The organism is Mycobacterium colombiense (genome assembly GCF_001672755.1).
GTDB classification, from domain to species: Bacteria; Actinomycetota; Actinomycetes; order Mycobacteriales; family Mycobacteriaceae; genus Mycobacterium; species Mycobacterium colombiense_C.
This window is the reverse complement of record NZ_LZKI01000073.1, coordinates 160,954-183,255: the sequence shown is the minus strand read 5'-3', so window position 1 is coordinate 183,255 and position 22,302 is coordinate 160,954. Positions and strand designations below refer to the sequence as shown.

Here is a 22,302-nt window from a genome sequence, read left to right as displayed (position 1 = left end):
CTACAGGGCATGCAGGACGTCGAGGAGTTCCGGGCCGAGGTCCGTCAGTGGCTCGCCGACAATCTGGTCGGCGAATTCGCAGCTCTCAAGGGCCTCGGTGGGCCCGGACGCGAGCACGAGGCGTTTGAGGAGCGCCGGGCGTGGAACCAGCATCTGGCCGAAGCCGGGCTGACTTGCCTGGGCTGGCCGGTCGAGCACGGCGGTCGCGGCCTGTCCACCGCGCACCGGGTGGCGTTCTACGAGGAGTACGCCAAGGCTGACGCCCCGGACAAGGTCAACCACTTCGGCGAGGAGCTGCTCGGCCCCACGCTGATCGCCTTCGGGACACCCGAGCAGCAGCAGCGCTTCCTGCCGCGCATCCTCGACGTCACCGAGCTGTGGTGCCAGGGCTATTCGGAGCCCGGCGCCGGCAGTGACCTGGCCAACGTGGCGACCACCGCCGAACTCGACGGCGACGAGTGGGTGATCAACGGCCAGAAGGTGTGGACGTCGCTGGCGCACTGGGCGCAGTGGTGCTTCGTGGTCGCGCGCACCGAGAAGGGCTCCAAGCGCCACGCCGGGCTGTCGTATCTGCTGGTGCCGCTGGATCAGCCGGGCGTGGAAGTCCGCCCGATCATCCAGCTGACCGGCGACTCGGAATTCAACGAGGTGTTCTTCGACGACGCCCGCACCGAGGCTCACCTGGTGGTCGGCGAGCCCGGCGACGGCTGGCGGGTCGCGATGGGGACGTTGACTTTCGAGCGCGGCGTGTCGACGCTGGGACAGCAGATCCAGTACGCCCGTGAGCTTTCCAACCTGGCCGAGCTTGCCCGGCGCACCGGTGCCGCCGACGACCCGTTCATCCGCGAGCGGCTGACCCGGGCCTGGACCGGGTTGCGGGCGATGCGCAGCTACGCGCTTGCCACCATGGACGTCGAGCAGCCCGGCCAGGACAACGTGTCGAAGTTGTTGTGGGCCAACTGGCATCGCGATCTGGGCGAGCTGGCCATGGACGTCATCGGCAAGCCGGGACTCACGCTCACAGACGGCGAGTTCGACGAATGGCAGCGGCTGTTCCTGTTCACCCGCGCCGACACCATCTATGGCGGATCCAATGAGATCCAGCGCAACATCATCGCCGAGCGGGTGCTCGGCCTACCCCGAGAGGTCAAAGGATGAGTCTGTCCGAAGCTCCGAAAGAGATTGCCGGACACGGGCTTCTGCAGGGCAAGGTGGTGGTCGTGACCGCGGCCGCGGGCACCGGCATCGGCGCGTCGACGGCGCGACGGGCGCTGGCCGAGGGCGCCGACGTGGTGATCTCGGATCACCACGAACGCCGGCTGGGGGAGACCGCCGACGAGCTCACGGCACTTGGACAGGGCAGGGTGGAAAGCGTGTTGTGCGACGTGACGTCGACCGCGCAGATCGATGCGCTGTTCGCCTCGGCCACCGCGCGGATGGGACGCATCGACGTCCTGGTGAACAACGCCGGGTTGGGCGGGCAGACCCCGGTGGTCGACATGACCGACGAGGAATGGGACCGCGTGCTGGACGTCACCCTCACGTCGGTGTTTCGCGCCACCCGCGCGGCGCTGCGCTACTTCCGCGATGCACCGCACGGCGGGGTGATCGTCAACAACGCCAGTGTCCTCGGCTGGCGCGCGCAGCACTCGCAGTCGCACTACGCCGCGGCCAAGGCCGGGGTGATGGCGCTGACCCGTTGCAGCGCAATCGAAGCCGCCGAATACGACGTGCGGATCAATGCGGTGTCGCCGAGCATCGCGCGGCACAAGTTCCTGGAGAAGACGTCGTCGTCGGAGTTGCTCGACCGGCTGTCGGCCGGCGAGGCCTTCGGGCGGGCCGCCGAGCCATGGGAGGTGGCGGCCACCATCGCGTTCCTCGCCAGCGACTACTCCAGCTACCTCACCGGCGAGGTCATCTCGGTGTCCAGCCAGCACCCGTGAGCTGCGGTCTCGCTGACTAGCGCGACGCCGCGACGTGTTTACAATTGTCGACCAACGCGGTTGATGCAGGTGGGAGGGCGCTGTGAGCGAAGGACCGGGTCACCGGCCGTGGGGTGAGAACCCGACTCCCGCAAGCACACCCGGCCAGCCGCCCGGCGCCCCCTGGCAATCGGGCGCGGGCTGGCCGGAGCAGTGGGGCCAAGGCGGCCCGGCGACGCCTTTCGAACAGCCCGCATACGGGCCGTGGTCGTCGCCGCCGCCGGTCACCGTCGCCCACTTCAACGGCCCGCACGGTGGGCCCGGTCAACGCAACCGCAAGCCGTTGATCATCGGGCTGAGCGTGGCCGCCGCCGTGCTTGTCGTGATCGTCATCGCCGTGATCGCCGTCAGCAGTGGCGGCGGATCGGGCAGCGCCGGGGATGCCGCGAAGGGCTACCTGGAAGCGCTCGCCCGCGGGGACGCGCAGGCCGCGCTCACGTACAGCACCGACCAGCCGGCGTCCAAAGAATTCCTGACCGACGACGTCCTCAAACGGCAGATCGCGCGGTGGCCGATCACCGACATCAAGATCCTCGACGACAATTCCGCGCGCGGCTTCGGTTTCGGGCAGGTGCACGTGTCGGCGAAATTCGGCGACAACACCTCGGACGTGACCATGTCGATCAAGAAGGCCGGCAACGACTGGAAGCTCGACCACGCCGCGATCAAGGTGGACACGCTCAACGCGGGCATCGAACAGGCCGCCGTGAAAACCGCGACGTTCTTCGGCAAGCCCGTCGGCACCGCACCGGTCTACGTCTTTCCGGGTTGGCTGGACGTCGCCAGCAGCAACCCGAATCTGGCCGTCAACCCGAAAAAGCCTTTCCTGCTTGACAATCTGACGACGGCGGGCGCGTACTTCAACGATCTGGAGTTCAAGCTGAGCGACCAGGGGGTGGCGGCGACCAGTTCCGCGATCTCGGCGGCGCTGGGGAATTGCGCGAACTCCACCCAGCTGCGGCCGACTGACTGTCCCCAGCACGCCTTCGACTACGACCTGGTGGACGGGACCGCGGCGTGGGGCAAGCCGGACATCAGTGGCCTCAAGATCAATCTGTTCGACCCGTTCCGGCTCGAGGCGTCCTTCTCCGGGTCGGTCAACTTCCCGCTGACCGCCCAGACCCGATCGGGCGGCACCAAGACGAGCGTGGTGAACGCGTTCGTGTCCGGCAACGCCGACGAGTCGCAGAGCCCGCCGGTGGTCTCGTTGCGCTGACGCTTGCGGCGGCCCCCGGGGGCGGGAAACCACACCTCGGTAGCCAAGCAAGCGCTTGGTTGATACTCTGATCGGGTGGACCGAGTGCCCGGTCAGGCCAACAGCCGGCGAGACGAGCTACTGGAGCTTGCCGCGACCATGTTCGCCGAGCGTGGATTGCGTGCCACCACCGTGCGCGACATCGCCGACAGCGCCGGCATCCTGTCCGGCAGCCTGTATCACCACTTCTCCTCGAAGGAGGAGATGGTCGACGAGCTCCTGCGCAGTTTCCTGGATTGGTTGTTCGCGCGCTACCGCGAGATCGTGGACAGCGAGGCCAATCCGCTGGAGCGGCTCAAGGGATTGTTCATGGTGTCGTTCGAGGCGATCGAGCACCGGCACGCGCAGGTCGTCATCTACCAGGATGAGGCCCAGCGGCTGCTGTCCCAGCCCCGGTTCTCCTACATCGAGGACATGAACCGGCAGCAACGCAAAATGTGGCTCGAGTTGCTCAATCAGGGCGTGGAGGAGGGCTGTTTCCGGCCCGACCTCGACGTCGACCTGATCTACCGCTTCATCCGGGACACCACGTGGGTGTCGGTGCGCTGGTATCAACCGGGCGGGCCGCTCTCCGCGGAGCAGGTCGGCCGGCAATACCTCGCCATCGTTCTTGGCGGAATCACTGCGGAATCGAAGAAGATCGAAGAAGGAGTCTGAAATGCCACGTGTCGGCGACGATGCACAGCGAAGCGATGAGGAGGAGCGACACAATGACTGAGGCGTACGTCATCGACGCTGTGCGTACCGCGGTCGGCAAGCGCGGCGGATCGCTGGCCGGGGTTCACCCGGTGGATCTGGGTGCCCTGGGCTGGCGCGGACTGCTTGACCGGGTCGACGTCGATCCCGCCGCCGTTGACGACGTGATCGCCGGCTGTGTCGATGCCATCGGCGCGCAGGCCGGCAACATCGCCCGGCTCTCGTGGCTGGCCGCCGGTTATCCCGAAGAGGTTCCCGGCGTCACCGTCGACCGGCAGTGCGGTTCCAGTCAGCAGGCCATTTCCTTTGGGGCGCAGGCGGTTCTGTCTGGCACGGCCGACCTGATCGTCGCCGGCGGCGTGCAGAACATGAGCCAGATCCCGATCTCGTCGGCCATGACGGTGGGCGAGCAGTTCGGATTCACCTCGCCCACCAACGAGTCCAAGCAGTGGCTGCATCGCTACGGCGACCAGGAGATCTCGCAGTTCCGCGGTTCGGAGCTGATCGCCGAGAAGTGGAACCTGTCTCGCGAGGAGATGGAGCGCTACGCGCTCACCAGTCACGAGCGCGCGTTCGCGGCCATCCGCGGCGGCCACTTCGACAACGAGATCATCACCGTCGAAACGGAATCCGGGCCGTTCCGGGTCGACGAGGGTCCGCGTGAGTCGTCGCTGGAGAAGATGGCCGGCCTCAAGCCGCTGGTCGAAGGGGGCCGGCTGACGGCGGCCATGGCCAGTCAGATCTCCGACGGTGCCAGTGCGGTGCTGCTGGCGTCCGAAAAGGCCGTCAAGGAGCACAATTTGACGCCGCGGGCGCGTATCCACCACATCAGCGCGCGCGCCGCCGACCCGGTCTTCATGCTGACCGGACCCATCCCGGCGACCCGTTATGCGCTGGACAAGGCCGGGCTGTCCATCGACGACATCGACACCGTGGAGATCAACGAGGCCTTCGCGCCGGTGGTCTTGGCCTGGCTCAAGGAAATCAAGGCCGACCCGGAGAAGGTCAATCCCAACGGCGGCGCGATCGCGCTCGGTCACCCGCTGGGCGCCACTGGCGCCAAGCTGTTCACCACCATGCTCAACGAGCTGGAGCGCATCGGCGGGCGCTACGGCCTGCAGACGATGTGCGAGGGCGGCGGCACGGCCAACGTCACGATCATCGAGCGCCTGTAACTCGTTGCGCCGCTAGGGGGTTGCCACCACCAGCCCGATGCTGCCCAGGGCGAGCAGCCAGCTCGTGAAGCTGCCGACCAGGAAGTACTCGGTCACCTCGTCGATGCCGACGCCGCCGTTACGGTTGGTTTGAGCGTTCAATTCGGGAAACCGGATGATGCCCTTGGCGGCGACCACGGCGCTGGCCGCGGCCACCTGTCCGCCGACACCGAGGCTCAGGATCAGCAGGCGCTCCATCGGTCCCAACAGCCTGCCGCCCTTGAGCCGGTCCGACGGTTGCGGCTCACCGGCCGGGCGCACCGCGCCCACCGAGCCAAGTACCAAGCGCACCAACTGATTTGCGGTGGCGAACTGGACCAGGACCACTCCGATGAGCATCAGCAGCCGGGTGGGCGCGACGTGGTCGAGCGGCAGGTGAACCCAGGCCGACCACCGCGCGACGGCGCCGTCGGCCGGCGAGGACCAGCCGGACGACACGGCCAGCAGCGCCAGCGCGGAGCCGAAGACGGCCAACGGTGCGCCTTGCCCGGTGCCGCTGCGCTCGCTTCGCCCGCACAGCCATTCCCAGGCGATGACCGCCGCGGCGGCCAACACCAGCAATGCGATGTCGCCGGCATGCCACAGAGCCCCCAGCGCCGCACACGCCGCCAATACCACCGGCCCGATCAACAGCGGCGGCCAGACCGCGCGGGTCGCCCGCCGGCAGAGGTCGGCGACTCCCAGTGCGATGAGAAAGACCGCGATGGCGCTCACGGCAGGCTCCGAAGATATTGGCTGGCAAGGACAACCAGATCCAAGCCGTCGCGACTGGCGCGCTGGGACACCGCCGACGGGCTGATGGCCTCGTCGGCGGCGAGCTCCTTTTTGGTCCGGCCTGTCATCAACCCCGTCACAATCCGCAACGACCTCTCATCGAGCGATCCAAGCAGATGGTCCCGACAAATCAGGGCCGCGTTGACCGCGGCGACGTCATCGCGTGTGTCACCGTCCGCCCGGAAGGTCGTGCGCACCAGCTGGAAGCCCGGCTGCCGCTGAGCCGCCGCAGTCTGCTGGATGGCCTCTCGCGCGCTCCACCAGCCCGGCCCGTCCTGGATTCCCGCGTCGGCATCCAGGACGGTGACCGCGCCCCAGCCGATGCCGAACCGGACGTCGACGTCGGGGCCGACGGCCAGCCGCAGCGACAGCGCGGCATCGATCGCCGCACCCACGGTCGGGTAGCTGCCCTGAAACTCGTCACCGACGGTGAACGCCGGCGGGTCGATGGCGCCGACGGCGATATGCCGCAAGGCGTTCGCCAGGGCCCGGTGCAGCTTCGAGCGGTCGGTGGCGCGGCGGGAGCCGACGACGTCGCCGATGAGGGTCGCGCGCGGTGAAGAATATTGCTTCATCCGGACCATATGAAGACTATAGCTTAATAGCGCATAACTTTAGCTATAGGCTTCAATCGCTGCGCGCCGGCCGGTTACGGACCCTCCACCAGCCCGGATGCCGCCTGCAGGTGTTTGACCGCGTCGCACACGATCGATTCGATCAGTTCGGCGCACGACGGCAGGTCCTCGAGAATCCCGGCCACCTGTCCGGAAGCCAGCACGCCGGCCTCGGTGTTCCCGTCCACCAAACCGGCTTTCAACAGCATCGGGGTGTTGGCCGCCATCACCACCTGCGACCAGGTCAGCTCCTTGCCGTGGCGCATCGCCAGGCCGTCGCTGATCATCGACCGCCACGTCATCTGCGACATGTGCTTGAACTTGGCGGCGTTGCGCACCGCGGCGGTCAGACCCCTGATCGGCGTGCCGTTTTCCAGCTTCTCGACCAGGCCGGTGCGCAGCACCCGGTGCGGCATGCCGTCAACGCGCGTCGTCACGACCGTGCCGTCCAGCGCCGACTCCAGGTAACGGCGCTTCACCGCATCGGGCACGGTCGAATCCGAGGTCAGCAGGAAGCGGGTGCCCATCGCGACGCCGGCGGCGCCGTAGCTCAGCGCGGCCGCGAGGCCGCGCCCGTCGAAGAATCCACCGGCCGCGATCACCGGAATCCCGCTGCCCTGCACGGCATCCAGCACCGAGGGCAGCAGCAAGGTGGTGGCGACCGGCCCGGTGTGGCCGCCGCCCTCGCCACCCTGCACGATCATCGCGTCGGCGCCCCAGCTCGCCACCTTGCGGGCGTGCTTGGCCGCGCCGATCGACGGAATCACCACGGCACCGGCATCTTTCAGCCGGGCGATGAGTTCCTGCTTGGGCGCCAGGGCGAACGACGCCACCTTGACGCCCTCGCGGACCATCAAATCGACGCGGTCGCCGGCGTCGGCGGCGTCGGCGCGGATGTTCACGCCGAACGGCTTGTCGGTGGCCGCCTTGACCTTCGCGATGGCGGTGGCCAATTCGTCGAGCGTCATGGTGGCCGAGGCCAGGATGCCCAGCCCGCCGGCGTTGGCAGTTGCGGACACCAGCCGGGCACCGGCCACCCAGCCCATCCCGGTCTGGACCACCGGGTGCTCGACACCGACCAGCTCGGTCAGCGGCGTGCGCAGCTTCATCAACGGATCTCTCTGTCGCGCAGCGCCTTCGGATCGATGACCTCGCGGATCAGGCGCAGCTCGTCGTCGGTCGGCAGCCTGGTCTCCGCGGCGCCGTCCAGGCTGTGCACCTCGAACGAGGTGTTCTCGGCGACCTCGGCGGCCGTGACGCCGGGATGCAGGGACACCGCCCGCATGGTTCGATCCGGCCCGCCGAAGTCGAAGACACCGAGGTTGGACACCACCCGATACGTGTTCGCGAAGCGGAACGCCGGGTTGTCGGCGTCGACGTTGTCCCAACCGATTCCGCAGACGATGTCGACCTTCTCGCAGAACACCCGCTTGGAGTGGTTGCCCACCCAGTAGCTGGTCGCGTGGTTGATGGCATTGCCGGGCGCACCCCGGACACCGAACATCTGGCGCTTGGGCTGCTGCAGCGGGCCGAACGCCGAGATGTTCTGATTGCCAAAGCGGTCGACCTGATTGGCGCCCATCACCACGTGCCGTCGGCCCCAGGCCAGGGTTTCGAACACCCGGCCGAACGGCATCCAGCCCTCGACGGGAGCGGACGCGCCCAGGGCCGGGGTCTCGGCCAGCAGCTGCGCCTCGCCGTCGGTCAGCAGGATGTCCGGTGAAAAGGTCAACCGGGCCAGCCGGGCTCCGACCGAGGCCATGTTGGTCATCGGGCTGACCATGATCTCGCCGGCATCCCGGAACAATTCGGCGCAGGCCACCGCGCAGATCTCGGGACGAGTGATCACAACGCCGCTCATGACGAGGCCTCCTCTTTGAAAGCGCGCACGGCCGCCTGATAGTCCTCTTCGCTGCCCGACAGGAAGGTCTGCACGAACTGCCGCCAGCCCTCGTCCGTCGAGGCCGCCTCGGCGTAGTGCCGCTGGAACTTCTCGTCGCGGCCGTAATCCGGTGCGGCGGTGGTGAAGTGGGCGCCGCCCGGCGCCTCGACCACGCCGTCGACCATCATGCGGTTCACCAGCAGCGCCTGCGGGGGTACCGCCTTGACCAATTCCTGGGTGGACACGACGCGTTCCACCGACAGGAAACGCTTCTCGGCGGCCATCAGGAACAGGTCGTCGAAGTACGGGTCGATCCCGGTGTAGGCCGCATTGCCCTGCGCGTCACCGAGATTGAGGTGCGCGAACGCGGCATCCAGGCGCAGCGCCGGCATCGCGATCAGGGTCTCGTGCCCACCGCCGGGTGCCGGATACGGGCTGGTCACCGTCTGCAGCTCGCCCTCCCAGAAGTCCGGCACCGAGCTGCCCAGCCCGGCGCGGATCGGCAGGAACGGCAGGCGCTGCGCGGCGGCCTGCAGTCCGCAGCGCAGCATGCCCTCGTCCATCTCCCGGGCCTCGATCGCGCCGTTGGCGCGGGCCTTGGCGAACCAGGGGTCGTAGAAGGGCGGGGAGTCCAGCGAGACGAATCCGTAGTAGACGCGCTTGACCTTGCCGGCCGAGCACAGCAGGCCCAGGTCCGGCCCGCCATAGGTCACCACCGTCAGGTCGGTGATGTCGGTGCGCAGCAGCGCGCGCACGAACGCCATCGGCTTGCGCCGCGATCCCCAGCCGCCGATACCGATGGTCATGCCGCTGCGCAATTGCGCGACGGCCTCGTCGAGTGTGGTTCTCTTGTCGCCCACTACTTCTTGCCCTTCTCGGTACCGGCGAACGCGTCACGGTGCTCGTCGGAAACCCCGGCGAGGTTGAGCTCGAACGTAAAGCCTTGCTCCATGCGGTAACTCGAGTTGACTCGTTGCACGTCGATCAGGTTCAGCGCTTCCTTGGCCGCACGGATGACGCGGGTGTCCTTGGCGGCGATGTCGCGCGCCACCCGCAGGGCGGCCTCGTCGAGTTCGCCGCGCGGCACCACCTCGTGCACCGAACCGAAGTGGTGCAGGGTGGCGGCGTCGACGGTGGCCGCGGTGAAGAACAGCCGCCGCATCATGTGCTGCGGAACCAGTCGCGACAGGTGGGTCGCCGCGCCGAGCGCGCCGCGTTCCACCTCCGGCAGCCCGAAGGTGGCGTCGTCGGAGGCCACGATGACGTCGGAGTTGCCGACCAGCCCGATGCCGCCGCCGACGCAGAACCCGTTGACGGCGGCGACGACGGGCACCGCGCACTCGTAGACCGCGCGGAACGCGGCGAAGCAGCCGCGGTTGGCGTCGATCAGCGCGGTGAATCCCTCGGTGCGCTGCATCTCCTTGATGTCGACCCCGGCGTTGAAGCCGCGGCCCTCGGCGCGCAGGATCACCACGTGGGTGTTGAGATCTCGGCCGGCCGCGGTGATGGTGTCGGCAAGCTCGAACCAGCCGCGCGATGGGATGGCGTTGACGGGCGGGAAGTCGACGGTGACCGCGACGATGCCCGGCTCGGTGGTTGTGGATGTGATGGGCAAGGTGCCACTTCCTTGTGGGGGTAACTACCTAAGCAAGCACTTGCTTGGTACGCTAGCACAGTGACTCGCGCCGAAGCATGCCCCCCATTTGAAGCCATCAACTTGGGGCTGGCCGGGCGGGTGGTTCTCGTCACCGGCGGAGTCCGCGGGGTGGGTGCCGGCATCAGCTCCGTTTTCGCCAAGCAGGGCGCCACCGTCGTCACCTGCGCGCGACGGGCGGTCGAGGGATTGCCCTACGAATTCCATTCGTGCGACGTTCGCGACGACGACGCCGTCAAGGGATTGATCGACACCATCGTGGACCGGCACGGGCGGCTCGACGTCGTTGTCAACAACGCCGGGGGATCCCCCTACGTGATGACCGCGGAGGCCAGCGCCAAGTTCAACCGCAAGATCATCGAACTCAATTTGATTGGTGCGCTGTCGGTTTCGCAGCACGCGAACGACCATATGCAAACCCAGCAGCAGGGCGGGTCGATCATCAACATCTGCAGCCTCAGCGGCCGCCGCCCGTCCCCGGGGACGGGCGCCTACGGCGCCGCCAAGGCCGGCCTGGAAAGCCTGACGCAGACCCTGGCGGTGGAGTGGGGCCCGAAGGTCCGGGTGAACGCCTGCGTCGTGGGCATGGTGGAGACCGAGCAATCCGAACTGTTCTACGGCGATGCCGACTCCATCGCCGCGATCTCGAAGAATGTGCCACTCGGCCGGCTGGCCGAGCCCGCCGATATCGGTTGGGCCGCAGCGTTTCTGGCCTCCGACGTAGCGTCCTACATCAGCGGGGCCTCGTTGGAGGTGCACGGTGGCGGCGAGCCGCCGCACTATCTGGCCACCACGAACGCGAGCGCGATCAAGTAGAGGAGAGAAGGACTATGGGAGTGGTTGACGGCCGCGTCGTCATCGTCACCGGAGCGGGCGGCGGTATCGGTCGCGCGCATGCGCTGGCCTTCGCCGAAGAAGGTGCGCGTGTGGTGGTCAACGACATCGGAGTGGGCCTGGACGGTTCGCCGGCCGGCGGTGGCAGCGCCGCCCAGAGCGTCGTCGACGAAATCGTCGCCGCCGGTGGTGAAGCCATCGCCGACGGGTCCAACATCGCGGATTGGGACCAGGCGGCGAGCCTGATCCAAACCGCCGTCGAAAACTTCGGCGGCCTGGACGTTTTGGTGAACAACGCCGGCATCGTGCGCGACCGGATGATGGCCAACACCAGCGAAGAGGAATTCGACGCCGTCATCGCCGTGCACCTCAAGGGACACTTCGCCACGATGCGCCACGCCGCGTCATACTGGCGGGGCCTGTCCAAGGAGGGCAAAACCGTTGACGCCCGGATCATCAACACCAGTTCCGGTGCCGGGCTGCAGGGCAGCGTCGGACAGGGCAACTACAGCGCCGCCAAGGCCGGCATCGCGGCCATGACGTTGGTCGCCGCCGCCGAAATGGGGCGCTACGGCGTCACCGTCAACGCGATCGCACCGTCGGCCCGCACCCGCATGACCGAAACCGTGTTCGCCGAGATGATGGCGACGCAGGACCAGGACTTCGACGCCATGGCTCCGGAAAACATTTCACCGCTGGTGGTTTGGCTGGGCAGCGCCGAGGCGCGCGATGTCACCGGAAAGGTGTTCGAGGTCGAGGGCGGCAAGATCCGGGTCGCCGAGGGCTGGGCGCACGGGCCGGAGATCGACAAGGGCGCGAAGTGGGACCCCGCGGAACTGGGGCGCGTGGTCGCCGACCTGCTCGCCAAGGCGCGCCGGCCGGTGCCGGTGTACGGCGCCTAACGAGGCTCGCACACCACCAGCGGGATGACCCGGTCGGCCGCCTCGCGGTACTTGCGGTAGGGCGGGTAAATCCGCATCAGTCGCGGCCAATACCGTTCCCGCTCAGCGTCGGTGGCGTCGCGGGCGACCAGGTCCAGCCGCCGGGCGCGGATCTGCACCTGCACGTCGGGATTCTCTTTGAGGTTGAGATACCACAGCGGATCCTCGTCGCGCCCACCGAAGGACGCGGGCAGGATCACCCGCTCCCCGTCGCGCAGGTAGAGCGTCGCGGTGGTCCGCGGCTCGTCCGACTTGCGTCCGGTGGTGGTCAGCAAGGCCGCCGGGAACCACAGCAGCTTGGCGCCGACCCTCCCGTTGGTTCGTCGGTACACCCAGATATGGGCGCGCGCGAAATACTTGAGCAGCAGCGCAATCGGCCGCGAGTTGCGAATCCAGCGGCGGTCGGACATGGTGCCGAGGTGATTCCCCGGCTGGGCGAAATGGAAACTCAGGGGTCGCAGATGATGACCGGGATGACCCGATCGGTCCAGGCCCGGTAGTCGTCGAACGACGGATACATGGCGTCCAGCTTCGGCCAGTATTCGGCGCGTTCCGCCTCGGTGGCATCGCGCGCCTGCAGCTGCAGGACCTCGTCCTTGATCTGCACGGACACTTTGGGATTCGCCTTGAGGTTGAGGTACCACTGCGGGTGTTTGTCGCTGCCGCCCTTGGAAGCGACCAGGATCACCCGGTTTCCCTCGCGTAGGTAGAGCAGCGGGCTGACCCGCGGTTCACCGCTCTTGCGGCCGGTGGTAGTGAGCAGCGCGACCGGAGCCTTCTGGAAGGTGTTGCCGAGCCTTCCGTTGCTGCGCTTGTAGATCCAGGTGTTGCCCTTGGCCATCCACTTGATGATCAAGCCGACCCAGGGCGCATTGAGTGAACGTGGCTTCGGTTTCGGCATTTAAGCTCCTTGACGTCCCTGACGCTGGACAAAGGGTTGGAAGCGAACCTTGATGTGATGGATTTCGGCTTTCCCGCTTGCGCTTTCGGCCGGAATCACGAAGGTTTCGTCGACGTGCGCGGCGAGCCGCCTACCGCCGAACGCGGCTTTGGTCAGCACCTGGTACGACGCGTGCACCCGGTCGCCCTCGATGCGGTAGTCCGGCGGCGTCGTGTCCGCGAGCAACCGATATTGAAGCCCGCGATTGAGGCTGCGCCGCAGATGATTTCCGGAGAAGCCGTTCTTGATTCCCTGCTCGATGCGGGTGCACCCGCGCGCGAACGGAACCGCGTCACCGTCATGGTTGACCAATGCGTCGATGTAGGCCTGCGCCGCGGCGATGCGGCTATCGTCGGAGACGCTCACCAGATAATGAAACGACCGAGCGCTAGATGCGCTCGATGATGGTGCCGGTCGACAGGGCGCCGCCCGCACACATGGTGATCAGCGCGGTGGTCTGGTCGCTGCGTTCCAGCTCGTGCAGCGCGGTGGTGATCAGCCGGCTTCCGGTGCTGCCGACCGGGTGGCCCAGCGCGATGGCCCCGCCGTTGACGTTGACCTTGGCCATGTCCGGGTCGTGCACCCGTGCCCACGACAGCACCACGGAAGCGAATGCCTCGTTGATCTCGGTGATGTCGATGTCGCCCATCTTCATCCCGGCCTTCTCCAGCACCTTCGCCGTCGACTGCACCGGGCCGTCCAGGTGGTAGTACGGCTCGGCCCCGACCAGCGCCTGGCTGACGATGCGGGCCCGCGGCCGCAGGCCCAGCGCCTTGGCCTTGTCCTCGTCCATCCACAGCACGGCCGCCGCGCCGTCGGAGATCTGCGACGACGTTCCCGCCGTGTGGATTCCGCCCTCGAGCACCGGCTTCAGCGAGCTCAGGCCCGACAGCGTGGTGTCGCGCAGGCCCTGGTCGCGGCTGATGGTGACGCGCTCGGACGTCGGTTGCTTGTTCTCGTCGAGCGCCGGGGCCTCGATCGGGGAGATCTCGCGGTCGAAGCGGCCTTCCTCCCACGCCTGCTTGGCCTTGGTCTGGGACGCCAGGCCGAACTCGTCGATGTCCTCACGGGTGATGCCGCGCCGCTTGGCGATCCGCTCGGCCGCGGTGAATTGGTCGGGCAGGTCGATGTCCCACGATGCGGGCCGCAGAATGCTGCGGTCCGGACCGGCGTTCGCGCCGAGTCCGACCCGGCTCATGGCCTCGATGCCGCACGCGATGCCGATGTCGATCGCGCCCGCCGCGATCAGGCCGGCGACCAGGCCGTTGGCCTGCTGGCCGCTGCCGCACTGGCAGTCCACGGTCATGGCGCCGACGTGCTCCGGCAGCCCGGCCACCAGCCAGCTGACCCGGGTGATGTTGTTGGACTGCTCGCCGTACTGTGTCACGCAGCCGCCGATGACCTGTTCGACGTCGCCGGCGTCGATGCCGGCCTTCTCGACCAGCGCCTTCTGGACCGCACCCAACAGCTCGGTGGCGTGCAAACCGGACAGCCATCCGTTCCGCTTGCCGATGGGGCTACGAGTGGCTTCAACGATGACAGGGTTACCCATTCCGTCAGGCTAGAACACGTTTCATTACTCTGACAAGCGAGGATGGTGACCTGCCTTTTATCTGCGCAGGAGGCGTGTTTTACTGGCACTAGAACACGTTGCAATTGAGGAGCGCATACGCATGGCACCCCCCAACATTCCCGCCGACTTCGACTTTCTTGACCCCGACGTCAACCTCGCCGGGTTGCCCGTCGAGGAACTTGCCCAGCTGCGTAAGGCAGAGCCGATCCACTGGGTTGACATCCCGAACGGCGCGGGCGGGTTCGAGGACCACGGATATTGGATCGTCACCAAGCATGCCGACGTCAAGGAGGTGTCGAAGCGCAGCGACATCTTCTCCAGCTGGATGAACGGCGCCATCCCCACCTGGCCACCGGAGATGAAGCGCGAGCAGGTCGAGCTGCAGCGCAGCGTCATGCTCAACATGGACGCGCCGCACCACACCCGGCTGCGCAAGATCATCTCCCGCGGGTTCACGCCGCGGGCCATCGGACGGCTGGAGGCCGAGCTGGCCCAGCGCGCTCAGAACATCGCCGAGACCGCCGCGAAAGAAGGCAGCGGTGACTTCGTCGAACAGGTGTCGTGCGAGCTGCCCCTGCAGGCCATCGCGGGCCTGCTGGGCGTTCCGCAGGAGGATCGCGACAAGCTCTTCCGCTGGTCCAACGAGATGACCGGTGGCACCGACCCCGAGTACGCCACCGTCGACCCGGCGCAGTCGTCGATGGAACTGATCATGTACGCGATGGCGATGGCTGCGGAGCGCAACCAGAACCCCACCGACGACATCGTCACCACGCTCATCCAGGCCGACATCGACGGCGAGAAGCTGTCCGACGACGAATTCGGCTTCTTCGTGGTGATGCTGGCCGTGGCGGGCAACGAGACGACGCGAAACTCGATCACCCACGGCATGATCGCGATGGCGAACAACCCCGATCAATGGGAGCTCTTCAAGAAGGAGCGCCCGGCGACTGCGGCCGACGAGATCATCCGTTGGGCCACACCGGTTTCGGCCTTCCAGCGCACCGCCAACGAGGACACCGAGTTGGGCGGCGTGCAGATCAAGAAGGGCCAGCGGGTGGTGATGTCGTACCGGTCGGCCAACTTCGACGAAGAGGTCTTCGAGGACCCGCACAGCTTCAACATCCTGCGCGACCCGAACCCGCACGTCGGATTCGGCGGCACCGGAGCCCACTACTGCATCGGTGCCAACCTGGCCCGCATGACGATCAACCTGATCTTCAACGCGGTCGCCGATCACATGCCCGATCTCAAGCCGATCGGCGAGCCCGAGCGGTTGCGGTCGGGCTGGCTCAACGGCATCAAGCATTGGCAGGTCGACTACGCCGGCAAGGCCGCGGTGACGTCCTGATGGACTTCGATCTCACCGCGACGCAACAGGCCGTCGCCGATGTGGTGACGTCGGTGTCCGAGCGCGAATTGAGCTGGGACGCTTTGGTCAGCGGGGGCGTGACGGCGCTTCCGGTGCCCGAGCGTCTCGGTGGCGACGGCGTGGGTCTGCCCGAGGTCGCCACCGTGCTTACCGAGATCGGCCGCCACGGCGCCATCACGCCGGCGCTGGCCACCCTGGGTTTCGGCGTGCTGCCGCTGCTCGATCTGGCCTCCGACGAACAGCAGGACCGGTTTTTGGCCAGCGTCGCCAAGGGCGCGGTCCTGACCGCCGCCCTCAACGAGCCGGGTAACGCGCTGCCGGACCGGCCCTCGACCACGTTCGCAGGCGGACGGTTGTCGGGCACCAAGGTCGGCGTCGGCTATGCCGGACAAGCGGATTGGATCCTCGTCACCGCCGACAGCGCGGTGGTCGTGGTGTCGGCGAAGGCCAACGGGGTCGAGGTGGTTCAAACCCCGGCCTCGAACGACTCCGAGGAGTACACGGTCACGTTCGCCGACGTCGCGGTCGACGACTCCGACGTTCTGGCGGGCGCGACGGCTTCCCGGGTCAATCAGTTGGTGCTGGCGGCGATCGGCGCCTACGCCGACGGACTGGTGGCCGGCGCGCTGCGCCTGACCGCCGATTACGTGGCCAACCGCAAGCAGTTCGGCAAGCCGCTGTCGACGTTCCAAACCGTGGCCGCCCAGCTCGCCGAGGTCTACATCGCCTCGCGGACCATCGATTTGGTGGCGAAGTCCGTTGCCTGGCGGCTGTCGGAGGGCCGGGACGCCGACGACGACCTGGATGTCCTCGGCTACTGGATCACCTCTCAGGCACCGCCGGTCATGCAGATCTGCCATCACCTGCACGGCGGGATGGGAATGGACATCACCTATCCGATGCACCGGTACTACTCCACGATCAAGGACCTGTCCCGGTTGCTGGGCGGTCCTTCTCATCGTCTCGATCTGGTGGGAGCGCAATGTTCATAGACCTGACTCCGGAGCAGCGCCAGCTGCAAGCGGAACTGCGGGAATACTTTTCGAACCTGATCTCGTCCGACGAGATGAAGGCGATGGAGCAGGACCGCCACAACGAGGCCTACCGCGCGGTGATCCGGCGGATGGGTCGCGATGGCAAACTCGGCGTCGGATGGCCAAAGGAGTTCGGCGGCTTGGGCTTCGGTCCGATCGAGCAGTCGATCTTCGTCAACGAGGCGCATCGGGCCGACGTGCCGCTGCCGGCGGTGACGCTACAGACGGTCGGCCCGGTTCTGCAGCAGTTCGGCAGCGATGAGCAGAAGAAGAAGTTCCTGCCGGCCATCCTGGCGGGCGAGGTTCACTTCGCGATCGGCTACACCGAGCCCGAGGCGGGCACCGACCTGGCCTCCCTGCGGACCACCGCCGTGCGCCAGGGCGACGAGTACATCGTCAACGGGCAGAAGATCTTCACCACCGGCGCCCACGACGCGGATTACATCTGGCTGGCCTGCCGCACCGACCCGGGAGCCGTGAAGCACAAGGGCATTTCGATCCTGATCGTCGACACCAAGGATCCCGGTTACTCCTGGACGCCGATCATCCTGTCCGACGGCGCCCACCACACCAACGCCACCTACTACAACGACGTACGGGTGCCCGCGGACATGTTGGTCGGCGAGGAGAACGGCGGATGGCGGCTGATCACCACCCAGCTCAACAACGAGCGGGTCATGCTGGGCCCCGCGGGCCGCACCGCCGGCATCTACGACCGGGTGCACGCCTGGGCGTCCAAGCCGGGCAGCGACGGCGTCACGCCGATCGACCACCAGGATGTCAAGCGGGCGCTCGGCGAGATCCACGCGATGTGGCGGATCAACGAGCTGCTCAACTGGCAGGTGGCCGCGGCGGGCGAGGACATCAACGTGGCCGACGCAGCGTCGACGAAAGTCTTTGGCACCGAGCGCATCCAGTACATCGGCCGGCTCGCCGAGGAAATCGTCGGCAAGTACGGCAACCCCGCCGATTCGGACACCGCCGACCTGCTCAACTGGCTGGACTCCCAGACCAAGCGCAACCTGGTCATCACCTTCGGCGGGGGCGTGAACGAAGTGATGCGCGAGATGATCGCCGCGTCCGGCCTCAAAGTGCCGAGGGTGCCTCGATGACCGATATCAAAGAAGCGGTAGCGGAAATCACCGCCACCGTCGTCGCTAAACCGCGCGACGCCCGGGATCCGGTGAACCAGCCGACGATCAACAACTGGGTCGAGGCGCTCGGCGATGCCAACCCGATCTACGTCGACGAGGCCGCCGCCAAGGCCGCCGGTCATCCCGGAATCGTCGCACCGCCGGCCATGATTCAGGTGTGGACCATGTTCGGACTGGGTGGCGAACGCCCGACCGACGACCCCATGGGCCCGATCATGCAGCTGTTCGACGACGCCGGCTACATCGGTGTGGTCGCGACCAACTGCGAGCAGACCTATCACCGGTATCTGCGTCCGGGTGAGCAGGTCACCGTCCACTCCGAGATGCGCGACGTGGTCGGCCCCAAGCAGACCGGCCTCGGCGAGGGTTGGTTCATCAATCAGCACATCACCTGGCGGGTCGGCGACGAGGATGTCGCCGAAATGGCCTGGCGCATACTGAAGTTCAGACCACGCGAGGATTCCGGCGCCACCGGATCCGTCCCACAGGACCTGGACGCCGACGCCATGATGCGTCCCGCGGTGTCGCGCGACACCGCCTTCTTCTGGGAGGGCGTCAAAGCGCACGAACTGCGCATCCAGCGCCTCGCCGACGGCACGCTGCAGCACCCACCGGTGCCGGCGGTGTGGCAGGACAAGGCCGAGCCCATCGACTACGCGGTGGCCAGCGGCCGCGGCACGGTCTTCAGCTTCGTGGTGCACCACGCGCCGAAGGTGCCCGGTCGCACCCTGCCGTTCGTGATCGCACTGATCGAACTGGAAGAGGGCGTTCGGATGCTCGGCGAACTACGCAACGTCGACCACGCCGAGATCAAGATCGGAATGCCGGTCCGCGCAACCTATATCGACTTCCCGGCCGGTGAGTCCGGCCCGGAATGGAGCCTCTACGCCTGGGAGCCCTTGGGAGATCAAGCATGAGCGCACCCGTTACCGAAGTGGGCACCACGCTGCCCGAACTCAAGCTGCACGGTACGCCGACATTCATCATCTCAACGGCCCTGGCCACCAGGGACTTTCAGGATGTGCACCATGACCGGGACCTGGCCCAGGCCAAGGGCTCCAAGGATATCTTCGTCAACATCCTCGCCGACACCGGCCTGGTGCAGCGCTACGTCACCGACTGGGCGGGTCCGACGGCGCGGATCAAATCGATCGGGCTGCGGCTCGGCGTGCCATGGTACGCCTACGACACCGTCACCTTCTCCGGTGAGGTGACCGCCATCGACGACGGTCTGATCACGCTGAAGGTGTTCGGCCGCAACAGCCTTGGCGATCACGTCATCGCGAACGTGACGCTCACGATCGGGGGTTCGTAGATGTTGTCGGGTAAGGCTGCGATCGTCGGCATCGGCGCCACCGACTTCTCCAAGGACTCCGGCCGCAGCGAGCTGCGGCTGGCGGCCGAGGCGGTCCTGGATGCGCTGGACGACGCGGGGTTGAGCCCCTCGGACGTCGACGGGCTGACCACGTTCACGATGGACACCAACAACGAGACCGCGGTGGCGCGTGCGGCCGGTATCGGTGACCTGAAGTTCTTCTCGCAGATCGGGTATGGCGGCGGCGCCGCGTGCGCGACCGTCCAGCAGGCGGCGATCGCCGTGGCCACCGGGGTGGCCGACGTCGTCGTCGCGTACCGGGCTTTCAACGAGCGCTCGGGCATGCGGTTCGGTCAGGTGCAGACCCGGCTGGTGGGAAACGCCGGTGTGCAGGCGGATTCGACGGCGGCGGACAACTCTTTCTCCTACCCGCACGGGCTCTCGACGCCGGCCGCGCAGGTCGCCATGATCGCGCAGCGCTACATGCATCTGTCCGGCGCGACCAGTCGGGACTTCGGTGCGATTTCGGTGGCCGATCGTAAGCATGCGGCCAAGAACCCGAAGGCGTACTTCTACGAAAAGCCGATAACCATTGAGGACCACCAAAATTCACGGTGGATCGCCGAGCCGCTGCGACTGCTGGATTGCTGCCAGGAGACCGACGGCGCGGTGGCGATCGTCGTGACGTCGCCGGAGCGCGCGAAGGATCTCAAGCAGCGACCGGCCATCATCGAGGCGGCGGCCCAGGGTTCCAGCCCCGACCAGTACACGATGGTCAGCTACTACCGGCCCGAGCTCGGCCTGCCCGAGATGGGTGTGGTGGGCCAGCAGCTCTGGGGGCAGTCGGGGTTGAAGCCGACCGACATCCAGACCGCGATCCTGTACGACCACTTCACGCCGTTCACCCTGATTCAGTTGGAAGAGTTGGGATTCTGCGGCAAGGGCGAGGCCAAGGACTTCATCGCCGACGGCGCCATCGAGATCGGTGGGCGGCTGCCGATCAACACCCACGGTGGCCAGCTCGGCGAGGCCTACATCCACGGCATGAACGGCATCGCCGAGGGCGTGCGGCAACTGCGGGGCACTTCGGTCAACCCCGTTCCCGACGTCGAGCACGTCCTCGTCACCGCGGGAACCGGTGTGCCCACCTCCGGCCTGATCCTGGGCTAAGCCCCGGCTGCCCCTCTCGGTTGGGCCGAGTGCCCGGCCAGCGGGGCACTCGCGCCTCAACGCCCGGCTAGCTGGGCGCTCGTCGGCTGAAGTGACGCCGATGATATGGCATGCGACGCTGCGGCGATGGGCGAGCCATTTGTCGGGAGCGAAGCCATTGCACGCGGTCTGCTGACCAAAAGTCAGCTGGAAACGCGCTATATCCGGCTGTTTCGAGGCGTCTACATTGATCGAGACGCTGAGCTGACGGCCGCGGTGCGCGCCAAAGCCGGGTGGTTGTGGACCGGCTGCCAGGGAATTGTGGCGGGTTCTCGGCCGCCGCGCTGCACGGAAGCAAATGGGTTGACAAGGCAAGAGCCGTAGAGCTGATCCACGACAACCACCATTGCGCGCCGGGAATACAGCTGCATCGAGACCTCGTCGAGGCAGACGAAATCGAAATGATCCGTGGCATAGCGACTACATCGCCGGCCAGGACGGCCCTCGACCTCGGCTGCTGGTACCCGACGATGACTGCGGTGGCGGCCATCGATGCGCTGGCCGCAGCGACGGAAATCAAGCCGGCCGACGTTGAGCTGCTGGGCCGCAGGTACGCGGGGCGCCGAGGCATCGCGCGAGCACGCGTTGCGATGGGGCTGTTCGACGCGGGTGCTCAGTCTCCGAAGGAGACATGGCTGCGGCTCGTCTTGGTCCAGGCGGGCTTGCCTCGGCCCCAGACCCAGATTCCAGTGGTCGACGAATTCGGTAGCGCCTTCGCTTATCTCGACATGGGGTGGGGGGACGTCAAAGTCGCTGTCGAATACGATGGCGAGCAGCATCGAAGCAGTCGGCGTCAATACACCTGGGACATACGACGCTCAGAGATGCTTGAGCGGTTGGGGTGGACCGTCATTCGGGTGGTCACTGGTGACCGGCCCGGCGACATCGTTCGCAGGGTTCGCGCCGCGCGCGATGGACGAAACCCCGGCTAGACGGGCGCTCGGACGCTTGGGCCCGGCTAGCCGGGCGCTCGGCGAAAAAGGAAGCGCCGAAACTCCTATGCGGGCACCAGTTCGACGCCCGACAGCACGACGGCGTTGTCGCGCGAGGGCGCGACAACGCTGGCCAGGAAGCGGCCGTTGTCCTTCCAGATGCCGACCTTGAGCGTTTCGCCGGGGAAAGCCACCCCGGCGAAACGGGCACCGTAGGCCGCCACCGCTCCGGCATCGCCGTCGAGCAGTGCATCGGTGATCGCCTTGCAGGTCATGCCGTAGGTGCACAGCCCGTGCAGGATGGGCTGGGAAAAGCCTGCGGCAGCGGCGAATTCGGGATCGGAGTGCAGCGGGTTGCGGTCGCCGCACAACCGGTAGAGCAGCGCCTGCTGCGGCAGAATCGGCATGTCGACCTCGAGATCGGGGGCACGGTCGGGCGCGCCGTCCGACGTCGACGGCCCGCGCTCGCCGCCGAATCCGCCTTCGCCGCGGGCGAAGATGGAGCGTCGCTGCGTCCACAGCAGCGTGCCGTCCGGCGCGGTCACCGTCGTCTCGCTCCAGATCACCGCGGCCTTGCCCTTGTCCCAGATGTCCGTGAACCGGGTGACGGCCGTGGCCGACCCCGACGGGGGCAGCGGAGCGGGCGCCTCGACGCGCTCGCTGGCGTGCAGCACCTTGCTCAACTCGATGTCGATGCCGGGGAACTTGACGGTCGGCGGCTTCGTGACATGGAAGGTGGCGGCGACGTTGCCGAACGTCGGCAGCACCTGCGGGGTGTCATCGATCAGGTAGCGGAGCTCGCGCGGATCCATCGGATCGGCGCCGGCACCCAGCCCCAGGTGGTAGAGCTGCACATCGCTGCTGGCCCAAGAGAATTCGATGGGATCCAGCTCGGCATTCAGCGCGACGTCTACGTCGATGGGCATC

At 67.1% G+C, this 22,302-nt stretch carries 24 protein-coding genes and 1 pseudogene; 14 read left to right on the top strand and 11 right to left on the bottom strand.

Annotated features, from left to right (window positions below):
• The first annotated feature begins 9 nt into the window (after positions 1-9).
• The 5 genes from ipdE1 to fadA6 all read left to right on the top strand — a co-directional run bounded on the left by ipdE1 (position 10) and on the right by fadA6 (position 5,108).
• Entirely contained in the window at positions 10-1,158 is a 1,149-nt protein-coding gene (gene ipdE1 / locus A5708_RS10640) for an acyl-CoA dehydrogenase IpdE1 (RefSeq protein ID WP_065028571.1), read from the top strand.
• The gene (gene ipdF / locus A5708_RS10635; RefSeq protein WP_065028570.1) at positions 1,155-1,943 is read left to right on the top strand and encodes a (5R,7aS)-5-hydroxy-7a-methyl-1-oxo-2,3,5,6,7,7a-hexahydro-1H-indene-carboxyl-CoA reductase; all 789 of its coding nucleotides are present in this window, start codon (positions 1,155-1,157) and stop codon (positions 1,941-1,943) included. The genes ipdE1 and ipdF overlap by 4 nt, the downstream gene beginning before the upstream one ends.
• 82 nt (positions 1,944-2,025) lie before the next feature.
• Positions 2,026-3,198, top strand: coding sequence for a DUF4878 domain-containing protein (locus tag A5708_RS10630; RefSeq protein ID WP_065028569.1), 1,173 nt, complete (start codon positions 2,026-2,028; stop codon positions 3,196-3,198).
• Positions 3,199-3,273: 75 nt separating this feature from the next.
• Complete coding sequence (kstR2, locus tag A5708_RS10625) at positions 3,274-3,894, top strand: TetR family transcriptional regulator KstR2 (RefSeq protein WP_155765968.1); 621 nt, start codon at positions 3,274-3,276, stop codon at positions 3,892-3,894.
• Positions 3,895-3,947: 53 nt separating this feature from the next.
• Entirely contained in the window at positions 3,948-5,108 is a 1,161-nt protein-coding gene (gene fadA6, locus A5708_RS10620) for a steroid 3-ketoacyl-CoA thiolase FadA6 (RefSeq protein ID WP_065028567.1), read from the top strand.
• A 12-nt stretch (positions 5,109-5,120) separates the two neighbouring features.
• On the opposite strand, the gene A5708_RS10615 is transcribed toward fadA6, so the two are convergent.
• The 6 genes from A5708_RS10615 to echA20 form a co-directional block, all read right to left on the bottom strand.
• A complete protein-coding gene (locus tag A5708_RS10615) occupies positions 5,121-5,861 on the bottom strand; it encodes a hypothetical protein (protein WP_065028566.1) in 741 nt (246 codons plus the stop codon).
• Complete coding sequence (locus A5708_RS10610; protein WP_081292903.1) at positions 5,858-6,505, bottom strand: SatD family protein; 648 nt, start codon at positions 6,503-6,505, stop codon at positions 5,858-5,860. The genes A5708_RS10615 and A5708_RS10610 overlap by 4 nt, the downstream gene beginning before the upstream one ends.
• A gap of 65 nt (positions 6,506-6,570) precedes the next feature.
• Positions 6,571-7,644 (bottom strand): (3aS,4S,5R,7aS)-5-hydroxy-7a-methyl-1-oxo-octahydro-1H-indene-4-carboxyl-CoA dehydrogenase, encoded by a 1,074-nt coding sequence (ipdC, locus tag A5708_RS10605; protein ID WP_065028565.1) that lies wholly within the window; start codon positions 7,642-7,644, stop codon positions 6,571-6,573.
• Positions 7,644-8,384: a cholesterol ring-cleaving hydrolase subunit IpdB gene (gene ipdB, locus A5708_RS10600; RefSeq protein WP_196772601.1), complete on the bottom strand. Its 741-nt coding sequence runs from the start codon at positions 8,382-8,384 to the stop codon at positions 7,644-7,646. Before ipdB ends, ipdC begins: the two co-directional genes overlap by 1 nt.
• Positions 8,385-8,392: 8 nt before the next feature.
• Positions 8,393-9,277, bottom strand: a complete 885-nt coding sequence (gene ipdA / locus A5708_RS10595; protein WP_065028563.1) for a cholesterol ring-cleaving hydrolase subunit IpdA — start codon at positions 9,275-9,277, stop codon at positions 8,393-8,395.
• Positions 9,277-10,032: a (7aS)-7a-methyl-1,5-dioxo-2,3,5,6,7,7a-hexahydro-1H-indene-carboxyl-CoA hydrolase gene (gene echA20 / locus A5708_RS10590; protein WP_065028562.1), complete on the bottom strand. Its 756-nt coding sequence runs from the start codon at positions 10,030-10,032 to the stop codon at positions 9,277-9,279. Before echA20 ends, ipdA begins: the two co-directional genes overlap by 1 nt.
• A gap of 60 nt (positions 10,033-10,092) precedes the next feature.
• Here echA20 and A5708_RS10585 point away from each other — a divergent pair, with 60 nt between their 5' ends.
• Both A5708_RS10585 and A5708_RS10580 read left to right on the top strand, forming a co-directional pair.
• The gene (locus A5708_RS10585; protein WP_155765967.1) at positions 10,093-10,887 is read left to right on the top strand and encodes an SDR family oxidoreductase; all 795 of its coding nucleotides are present in this window, start codon (positions 10,093-10,095) and stop codon (positions 10,885-10,887) included.
• A gap of 14 nt (positions 10,888-10,901) precedes the next feature.
• On the top strand, positions 10,902-11,807 hold the full coding sequence (locus A5708_RS10580; RefSeq protein WP_065028561.1) for an SDR family oxidoreductase: 906 nt from the start codon (positions 10,902-10,904) through the stop codon (positions 11,805-11,807).
• On the opposite strand, the gene A5708_RS10575 is transcribed toward A5708_RS10580, so the two are convergent.
• Genes A5708_RS10575 through A5708_RS10560 form a run of 4 tightly spaced genes read right to left on the bottom strand, consistent with a single transcriptional unit; the run spans position 11,804 to position 14,338 of the window.
• Positions 11,804-12,256 (bottom strand): nitroreductase family deazaflavin-dependent oxidoreductase, encoded by a 453-nt coding sequence (locus A5708_RS10575; RefSeq protein WP_065028560.1) that lies wholly within the window; start codon positions 12,254-12,256, stop codon positions 11,804-11,806. The genes A5708_RS10580 and A5708_RS10575 overlap by 4 nt on opposite strands.
• Before the next feature lie 38 nt (positions 12,257-12,294).
• Entirely contained in the window at positions 12,295-12,747 is a 453-nt protein-coding gene (locus tag A5708_RS10570) for a nitroreductase family deazaflavin-dependent oxidoreductase (protein ID WP_065028559.1), read from the bottom strand.
• Positions 12,748-13,155: a hypothetical protein gene (locus A5708_RS10565; RefSeq protein WP_196772600.1), complete on the bottom strand. Its 408-nt coding sequence runs from the start codon at positions 13,153-13,155 to the stop codon at positions 12,748-12,750.
• 19 nt (positions 13,156-13,174) lie between these two features.
• A complete protein-coding gene (locus A5708_RS10560) occupies positions 13,175-14,338 on the bottom strand; it encodes a steroid 3-ketoacyl-CoA thiolase (protein ID WP_065028557.1) in 1,164 nt (387 codons plus the stop codon).
• Positions 14,339-14,459: 121 nt separating this feature from the next.
• On the opposite strand from A5708_RS10560, the gene A5708_RS10555 reads away from it, so the two are divergent.
• From A5708_RS10555 to A5708_RS10525, 7 genes and pseudogenes are all read left to right on the top strand, one after another.
• Entirely contained in the window at positions 14,460-15,710 is a 1,251-nt protein-coding gene (locus A5708_RS10555; RefSeq protein ID WP_065028556.1) for a cytochrome P450, read from the top strand.
• The gene (locus A5708_RS10550; protein WP_065028555.1) at positions 15,710-16,723 is read left to right on the top strand and encodes an acyl-CoA dehydrogenase family protein; all 1,014 of its coding nucleotides are present in this window, start codon (positions 15,710-15,712) and stop codon (positions 16,721-16,723) included. The genes A5708_RS10555 and A5708_RS10550 overlap by 1 nt, the downstream gene beginning before the upstream one ends.
• A complete protein-coding gene (gene fadE29, locus A5708_RS10545) occupies positions 16,714-17,877 on the top strand; it encodes an acyl-CoA dehydrogenase FadE29 (RefSeq protein ID WP_065028554.1) in 1,164 nt (387 codons plus the stop codon). Before A5708_RS10550 ends, fadE29 begins: the two co-directional genes overlap by 10 nt.
• Entirely contained in the window at positions 17,874-18,836 is a 963-nt protein-coding gene (locus tag A5708_RS10540) for a bifunctional MaoC family dehydratase N-terminal/OB-fold nucleic acid binding domain-containing protein (RefSeq protein WP_065028553.1), read from the top strand. Before fadE29 ends, A5708_RS10540 begins: the two co-directional genes overlap by 4 nt.
• Positions 18,833-19,234 (top strand): MaoC family dehydratase, encoded by a 402-nt coding sequence (locus A5708_RS10535; RefSeq protein ID WP_065028552.1) that lies wholly within the window; start codon positions 18,833-18,835, stop codon positions 19,232-19,234. The genes A5708_RS10540 and A5708_RS10535 overlap by 4 nt, the downstream gene beginning before the upstream one ends.
• The gene (locus tag A5708_RS10530) at positions 19,235-20,404 is read left to right on the top strand and encodes a lipid-transfer protein (RefSeq protein WP_064951988.1); all 1,170 of its coding nucleotides are present in this window, start codon (positions 19,235-19,237) and stop codon (positions 20,402-20,404) included. It begins immediately after the preceding gene.
• A 126-nt stretch (positions 20,405-20,530) separates the two neighbouring features.
• Positions 20,531-21,375 (top strand): annotated as a pseudogene (locus tag A5708_RS10525) (endonuclease domain-containing protein).
• Positions 21,376-21,440: 65 nt separating this feature from the next.
• Here the strand turns inward: A5708_RS10525 and A5708_RS10520 are convergent.
• Complete coding sequence (locus tag A5708_RS10520) at positions 21,441-22,301, bottom strand: MaoC family dehydratase (RefSeq protein WP_065028551.1); 861 nt, start codon at positions 22,299-22,301, stop codon at positions 21,441-21,443.
• Between the last annotated feature and the right edge of the window lies 1 nt (position 22,302).

Coding starts and splice junctions, on each gene's coding strand:
- A5708_RS10575 (WP_065028560.1), bottom strand. CDS start 12,256: ATGTCCGACCGCCGCTGGATTCGCAACTCGCGGCCGATTGCGCTGCTG.
- A5708_RS10540 (WP_065028553.1), top strand. CDS start 17,874: ATGACCGATATCAAAGAAGCGGTAGCGGAAATCACCGCCACCGTCGTC.
- fadE29 (WP_065028554.1), top strand. CDS start 16,714: ATGTTCATAGACCTGACTCCGGAGCAGCGCCAGCTGCAAGCGGAACTG.
- A5708_RS10555 (WP_065028556.1), top strand. CDS start 14,460: ATGGCACCCCCCAACATTCCCGCCGACTTCGACTTTCTTGACCCCGAC.
- A5708_RS10580 (WP_065028561.1), top strand. CDS start 10,902: ATGGGAGTGGTTGACGGCCGCGTCGTCATCGTCACCGGAGCGGGCGGC.
- ipdC (WP_065028565.1), bottom strand. CDS start 7,644: ATGAAGCTGCGCACGCCGCTGACCGAGCTGGTCGGTGTCGAGCACCCG.
- A5708_RS10550 (WP_065028555.1), top strand. CDS start 15,710: ATGGACTTCGATCTCACCGCGACGCAACAGGCCGTCGCCGATGTGGTG.
- A5708_RS10530 (WP_064951988.1), top strand. CDS start 19,235: ATGTTGTCGGGTAAGGCTGCGATCGTCGGCATCGGCGCCACCGACTTC.
- A5708_RS10535 (WP_065028552.1), top strand. CDS start 18,833: ATGAGCGCACCCGTTACCGAAGTGGGCACCACGCTGCCCGAACTCAAG.
- A5708_RS10570 (WP_065028559.1), bottom strand. CDS start 12,747: ATGCCGAAACCGAAGCCACGTTCACTCAATGCGCCCTGGGTCGGCTTG.
- A5708_RS10560 (WP_065028557.1), bottom strand. CDS start 14,338: ATGGGTAACCCTGTCATCGTTGAAGCCACTCGTAGCCCCATCGGCAAG.
- ipdE1 (WP_065028571.1), top strand. CDS start 10: ATGCAGGACGTCGAGGAGTTCCGGGCCGAGGTCCGTCAGTGGCTCGCC.
- A5708_RS10610 (WP_081292903.1), bottom strand. CDS start 6,505: ATGGTCCGGATGAAGCAATATTCTTCACCGCGCGCGACCCTCATCGGC.
- ipdF (WP_065028570.1), top strand. CDS start 1,155: ATGAGTCTGTCCGAAGCTCCGAAAGAGATTGCCGGACACGGGCTTCTG.
- fadA6 (WP_065028567.1), top strand. CDS start 3,948: ATGACTGAGGCGTACGTCATCGACGCTGTGCGTACCGCGGTCGGCAAG.
- A5708_RS10520 (WP_065028551.1), bottom strand. CDS start 22,301: ATGCCCATCGACGTAGACGTCGCGCTGAATGCCGAGCTGGATCCCATC.